Origin of the sequence: Schumannella sp. 10F1B-5-1, assembly GCF_006517535.1 — a bacterium.
Classification (GTDB): domain Bacteria; phylum Actinomycetota; class Actinomycetes; order Actinomycetales; family Microbacteriaceae; genus Schumannella.
The window spans coordinates 1-201 of sequence record NZ_VHQH01000050.1 but is presented as its reverse complement, the minus strand read 5'-3'; the positions used below and the strand labels follow the sequence as shown (position 1 = coordinate 201).

At 75.6% G+C, this 201-nt stretch carries 1 pseudogene; it reads left to right on the top strand.

The features are described 5' to 3' along the window. Positions 1-201, top strand: a pseudogene (locus FJ658_RS14970) (epimerase); the annotation flags it as partial.

Sequence of the window (201 nt, the reverse complement as noted above, 5' to 3'; positions counted from 1 at the left end):
ACCGTCGACGCGCTGCGCGCCCACGGGCACACCGTGCGCGTGCTCAGCCGCCGCCCCGGACCCGACCACGCGGTCGCCGACCTCGCCACGGGTGCGGGCCTCGCCGCCGCGCTCGACGGCGTCGAGACGGTCGTACATCTCGCGACCTCGCGCTCGAAGGACATCGGGCAGACCCGGATGCTGCTGACCGCGATGGCCGAC